At 46.5% G+C, this 5,910-nt stretch carries 3 protein-coding genes and 1 pseudogene; all 4 read right to left on the bottom strand.

Annotated elements, in window-relative coordinates; translation table 11 throughout:
• Nucleotides 1-66 precede the first annotated feature (66 nt).
• On the bottom strand, nt 67-1,272 hold the full coding sequence (locus tag NK638_RS11550; RefSeq protein ID WP_274633123.1) for a hypothetical protein: 1,206 nt from the start codon (nt 1,270-1,272) through the stop codon (nt 67-69).
• A 69-nt stretch (nt 1,273-1,341) separates the two neighbouring features.
• The gene (locus tag NK638_RS11545; protein ID WP_274633122.1) at nt 1,342-2,616 is read right to left on the bottom strand and encodes a glycosyltransferase; all 1,275 of its coding nucleotides are present in this window, start codon (nt 2,614-2,616) and stop codon (nt 1,342-1,344) included.
• Nucleotides 2,617-2,646: 30 nt separating this feature from the next.
• Nucleotides 2,647-4,653 carry a glycosyltransferase family 2 protein gene (locus NK638_RS11540; RefSeq protein ID WP_274633121.1) on the bottom strand — a complete coding sequence of 669 codons (2,007 nt, stop codon included), beginning with the start codon at nt 4,651-4,653 and terminating at the stop codon, nt 2,647-2,649.
• A 488-nt stretch (nt 4,654-5,141) separates the two neighbouring features.
• Nucleotides 5,142-5,910 (bottom strand): annotated as a pseudogene (locus NK638_RS11535) (NADP-specific glutamate dehydrogenase); the annotation flags it as partial.

The raw sequence follows: 5,910 nt of genomic DNA, 5'->3' as shown, positions 1-5,910 counted from the left end.
TTGAGCCCTGGTTGTCGTTGTCATGGAAATATTTGCTCTTATTATTATAAATTTCTCTGTTATTTCTTATTTTTTGGGTTTTAAGTCCAACTGCGGCAATAGCCAATCTTGAAACCAATCTTTTACGGAAGTATAGTCAGCAATGCTATTCATAAAGCGTTTCGCCGCCAAATTGGCTTGCCTATCTGTCAAAGCAGTCTGCTCATGGTCAATTGACTTATTATTCGTGGAGAGAGAAGACAATAGGTTCTGACGATCCATACTAGAGGCTTTGGCGATAAACTGTGGCCAACTAAGCGCACGACCTTGTTCGATTAATGCTTCTGCCATCACTTCTTGCTCACGGTGCGGGCGCACATCAGGCAATACAATAAGCGGCGTGGCATAATCATAGGCCTGCGCAATTGCGTTCAAGCCACACGCCATCAATAGCAGATGACTATAGGCGATAAATGGCGTCACATCATCGACGTGGGCGGCAATATCGACACAATGCCGTACTTCATCATTGATAGGGCCAAGAGAGACAATTATAGCGTCTGGTAGTATTTGGCGTAGCTTTGGCAACTTGGCATCAATCGCTTCGTGCCCGCCATAGCCTTTAATCACAGTAACGATAGAAGACTTATCGATGCTGGCGACCAGTTGTTTATGAATATAATCATCATGGGTCAATGTCATAAGCTCGTCCATAAACTCACAAAAGCTAGGCAAGCCTTGGGCTTTGCTTGGTAAAAAATCCAGATATAGCGTCTTTTGTCGTACCCAGTCTGGCGTGGCTGCCGCCTCCAATGCTTTAGGATAAGGAGCTAACAATCCAAGCGCGCCCGCAAAGGCGTTTAAGTGCGGCGCATCATCGCGCTCACCTGCTAGCCGTACATAGAGATAAGGCACACTAGCGGTACGGCATAGCATAGCGACTTCGGCGCTAACATCAATAATCATCAGGTCAATCTGGCGCTGATAAATGGTATCAAGCAGCTGCCAACTGCGTCTTTGAATGTCTTTGTTACCCACTGGCGAGTAGTGCAAACAGCTTGGCTGCCAATACTCGCCTGCTCGCCCCGCTAGCACATCATCTGGTCGCTCATCCTCAGCGTCTAAACGTACGATGTGCTCATCATTTATACTGCTAAAGCGATAACCATCAGCCGGTAAACTGGTAAACACCGTCATTTGCTGACGTAACTCTGGTGGTAGTAAGGCGGCCAGCTTATCTGCTTGGCGGCAGTGACCCGAGCCGTGGTGATGAGCATAGTAGCCGATACGCATGGTAAAAAAGCTCCTAAGAGATGAAGGCAGTCATTAATAGTCACGACATAAAGAAAAAAGGAAAGAACACTAGGGCGTGTCTTGGATGCTATCGCTGTCATCAACCGCTACTGCCTGCTCATATAAACGCAGATAACCATCGACCATCGCAGCGACTGAACAGAATTGCTCAGCGCGAGCACGACAGGCTGCTCGTGAAATATGCTGAATGTCAGCAAACGCTTGTATAAATGCCTTTTTATCTTTTTTGGGTACGATAATACCTGTCTGATGCGTGATAATCTCAGCACTGGCACCGACATCGAAGCCAATCACAGGTGTACCGCAAGCGAGGCTCTCAGCGAGCGTCAGACCATAAGGCTCATCCCAAGTACTGGTAAATAGCATGGCGGTGACTTGGCTTAACTGCTTGTTGATTTGCTTCTTACTTAAATGACCAACATAATCAAATAACGGCATATCGCTATTCCTATCTGCCTCTAATAGCGGTGCCACATAGTCATCGAAATACGCTTCATTACTTTTGGGACCTGCAATAATCAGGCGCTTGCCTGCTGCTTTGCAGTATTCCATCGCCAAATGCGTGCCCTTTTCAGGACAAATACGCCCGTACCAAAAATATGCTTCTTCAGCAATTGGGTTTGTATTGGCAGTAAATGAGTGGACATCGATGCCGTTATAGACCACATGCGAGGGCACAAACTCAGCAAACAACTGATGCTGATGACCACTGATCGCCGTAAACTGAGTCTGCGTACCCAGACGTAGCGTCAGTAGTGCCAGACGCAGCTGCGGAAAAATCGGCGTATGAAACGTGGTAAAAAACCGCGCGCCAAACACCTGCCCCATCATCATCGGCACATGGTGCAAGCTATGATTGTGTACCACATCTATCATCCCTTGCTCATCACGGCTAATGATATCGCGCAGCGCCTGCTGGTAGACCAGATACTGATACAGCTCCTCTCGGCTCATCTCTACTGACTCATGCTCATCGGCATAAACTGTTTTTTCAAATTCATCACGGGTCATAAAGGGTACTAGTGTGGCATGGGTTTGACTGTCCGCATGAGCGTAGAGCAACACCTGATGACCTTGCGCCACCAGCTCATCACAGATCAGCTGAGTGATCATCTCAAGACCACCTGCATAAGGCTGGGCAATGGGATATAACGAGTGAGCGATGATGGCAATACGTAGTGGGCTTCTTACTTTAATGTTTGCCCCATCGGTTGTCTCACACGCCGCCGGTGACTCAGGCAAGTCATATATTTTATCCATAACGATGTTAGGCATTTTAGCTTTTATATGACTATTTGGGTTAGTTTTGATAGAAGTCAGCATATGTCATCCGTTTATTATTTTATTATTCAGCTATATATTTTTTATTGGATCGGTGTTATTTGGACGCTTATTTTTAGTAATATTATCTCTAGCGGTATTTTTATTTTTAGCGATATTATTTTTAATCACACCGCTTTGGTTTACAGTGTTATTGATCTCGTCATACGTATCATGCTCATTAGCATAGCGGTCATCCACTTCAGGTGGATACCCATAATTATCAAAAGCCACTTTTGCTGACCATAGCTTGAGGACAGTGACCACAAGCGCACTGACAAATAACAAAGGCGAATACAGCGCTGATAGCGGTGAGGTCACGGCCAAAGTGATGACATTAAGTATGAGTAGCAGTTTTGGTAAGGCACAAACATTGGCCTGCCATACGCTGCGGCGGCTACTAATCACCGCCTGTTTGGGCGTACACACAAATGGCTTGTCGCGGCCCCACATCACAGGCCACCATGACAACGCGCCGATTTCCCAAAAGTTCAGATGCAGTGCCCACGCTCGTAGCTTATTGGTAAAGGTTGGCGTATTGGTAAAGGTTGGCGTAACGTGCTGAGCTACCTGCTGATTAAGCGGTGAGCGGTCTTGCGCATAGGCCCACAGCCGTCGCAACAAAAACACGCCATAAGCGGCATAAACCACATATAAGGGCGTAAGCAACATCGCCATATCCACCTGTGCGCCTATTACCAGTGCCGTCAGCACGATAATCAGCGTACAGACATGTAGCACGATAAAAATCCCCGTGAAATTAATCCAGGCACTCAGCTGCGAAAAATGCGCACGCATATACTGCAAACGCTCGCCCATCGTCTGGCTTACATTTGTATTTACGCTGCTATCAGCGGTTAGAGATGACGGCGTAACAAAGTAACGGTTGAGCACCTGTACATTGCCATATACCCAGCGCTGCCGCTGAGCGATCAGATCACACAGCGTGGTGGGCAACATACCGGTAGCAATCACCTTGGGTATAAAACGACTGTGCAGACCCATACGATGGAGCAGCACGCCCATTTGCGCATCTTCAGTAATGGACGCTCCTGACCAGCCGCCCAAACCCAATAAAGCATCTCGGCGTATCACCGCGTAAGTACCGGTAGATAACGCCCGCTGACGATTAAAAGATCGATATAAATGATGATTAAAATAATGATTTAATTCGCTATGGACATCCGCTTTATCTGCATCACGATAAAACTGCGGAAACTGCAATAAAGCATACTCAGGATACTCGTGGATCGCGCTGATAATGGCATCACGAGCATGTGGCAACGCCTGATAATCACTATCGACCACCACCACATGACTGGCGCTAGGGTTCATCAGTCCTAGCGCCAAGTTAAGCGCACCAGACTTAAACCCTGCCACCGCATCGATATGATAAAAATGCACATTGAGATGCGGCTCTAAGCCATGACAAAAATCTGCCAAAGGCTTATAAAGCTCACGCTTAGTATGGTTGTTATCTATGATTAAAATCTCATCGTCGGCCGCTTTGATGGCTAGTAGCGATTGTATGGTCGCAATCACTATTGTGGTAGGCTCAGCACGGGTCATCAACTGAAAGCTCAAGCGTATCGGCTGCGCGCCCTCTGCATGAGTCATCGCCTGACCGATAGTACTGACCGCATCGCCTGCTAGACGCTCCATCCGCTCAAATTTACCGACAGGTTGCATGCCATTGTTTGTGTCATTTTTTATACCCCTTTGGGTGTTTTGGCGGTAGGGCTTTAGGCAATCATTGCTACGTAGATGGCTGGTTACTTGCTCGTTTATATGGTTGTTTATATGGTTATTTATGTTTAATACAGGGTCTTTATACCAGCTGGTCTGCGCGCATTTGGAGGCTGATGGATAAGCGCCAAAGGCATGTGCCGCGCGATTGTTCATAGCTTCACGGCCATTATCGTTATGATTCTGACCAACGCTGCAAGCAAACCGCTCAGCATTTGGCGTATCCTGTATCACTGGATATAAGCCCGACATACCTGAGCGGCCATCAGAATAGACCTCCTTATTGACTGTCATGATTCATCCTTTGATAAATATATCGACATTGTCAGCGGCATCGTTTGCCCGCGATATGAATAATTGATGATATAAACCCGTGCGATAAACACTGAGATAATTGATGATAGTCAAAAATATCGGTGATAGTTATTTATAAACTGTCTAAAAAAACAGATTAATGTAACTTCAAGTAAAACATGTAAAAACTTTTATAAATTAATACTTTTTAATCCAAAAAACTTTAGCCGGCGTCTACTATAATCGATACACTCTAAAAATATCATAGCGCTACTGGGATAAATTTTGCGCAGCCTCTGGGAACGCAGCACGCAAGTAAAATTTATCCCAGTAGCGAGTTTAAACCCATAACAGTTTTACATTCAGCTAACTATACCTCGAGTTTACAACCAGTCTTTGCGCTCATAAATATTTTATACAGACAAAAAAATACCGCACTTATATATGATAAGTGCGGTATTTGACAGTGCCTCAGCAGCTAGAAGATGTTAGTTTAAGATACCATAAGCGCACAGTGCGTCCGCCACCCGTTTAAAGCCGACGATATTGGCCCCTGCCATATAGTCGATATAGCCGTTGTCCGTTTGACCATAGTTTGCTGATGCTTCAGCCGCGCCGTCATGGATGTTTTTCATGATGCGCTTTAGGCGCTCATCGATTTCTTCAAAGGTTTTGTATTGACGTACCGAGTTTTGTGACATCTCAAGACCTGAGACTGCCACGCCGCCTGCGTTTGCTGCCTTACCTGGCGCATAGTGCACACGGTGCAAACGGATATGATCGACTGCCTCTGCTGTCAGCGGCATGTTTGCGCCTTCGACGATATATCTGATGCCGTTTTCGACCATATGTTTGGCATCGTCTTCGTTGACTTCATTTTGTGTGGCTGATGGAATGGCGATATCACCTTTGATGTGCCAAGGCTTTTGCTGCGCGAACCACTCACCACCATAGACATCGACATAATCGCACAGTGGCTTACTCTGGGCTTTTTGCGCTTTTAGCCAATCGATTTTTTCTTGATTTAGGCCATTTGCATCATAGAGCGTCCCTTGTGAGTCGGAGACCGTCAGAACTGTCGCGCCTAGCATGCAGGCTTTTTCGGCGGCATGGAGCGAGACGTTGCCTGCCCCTGACACCAGTACTTTTTTGCCTTCGATACTTTCGTTTTGAGCAGCGAGCATGTTTTCTAAGAAGTACACCGCACCGTAGCCTGTCGCTTCTGTGCGCATCAAACTACCACCGAATCCCACCCCC

Origin of the sequence: Psychrobacter sp. A3 (assembly GCF_028823565.1) — a bacterium.
In the GTDB taxonomy this organism is placed as follows: domain Bacteria; phylum Pseudomonadota; class Gammaproteobacteria; order Pseudomonadales; family Moraxellaceae; genus Psychrobacter; species Psychrobacter celer.
The sequence above is the reverse complement of the archived record's forward strand: the minus strand, read 5'-3'. Positions and strand labels throughout refer to the sequence as shown.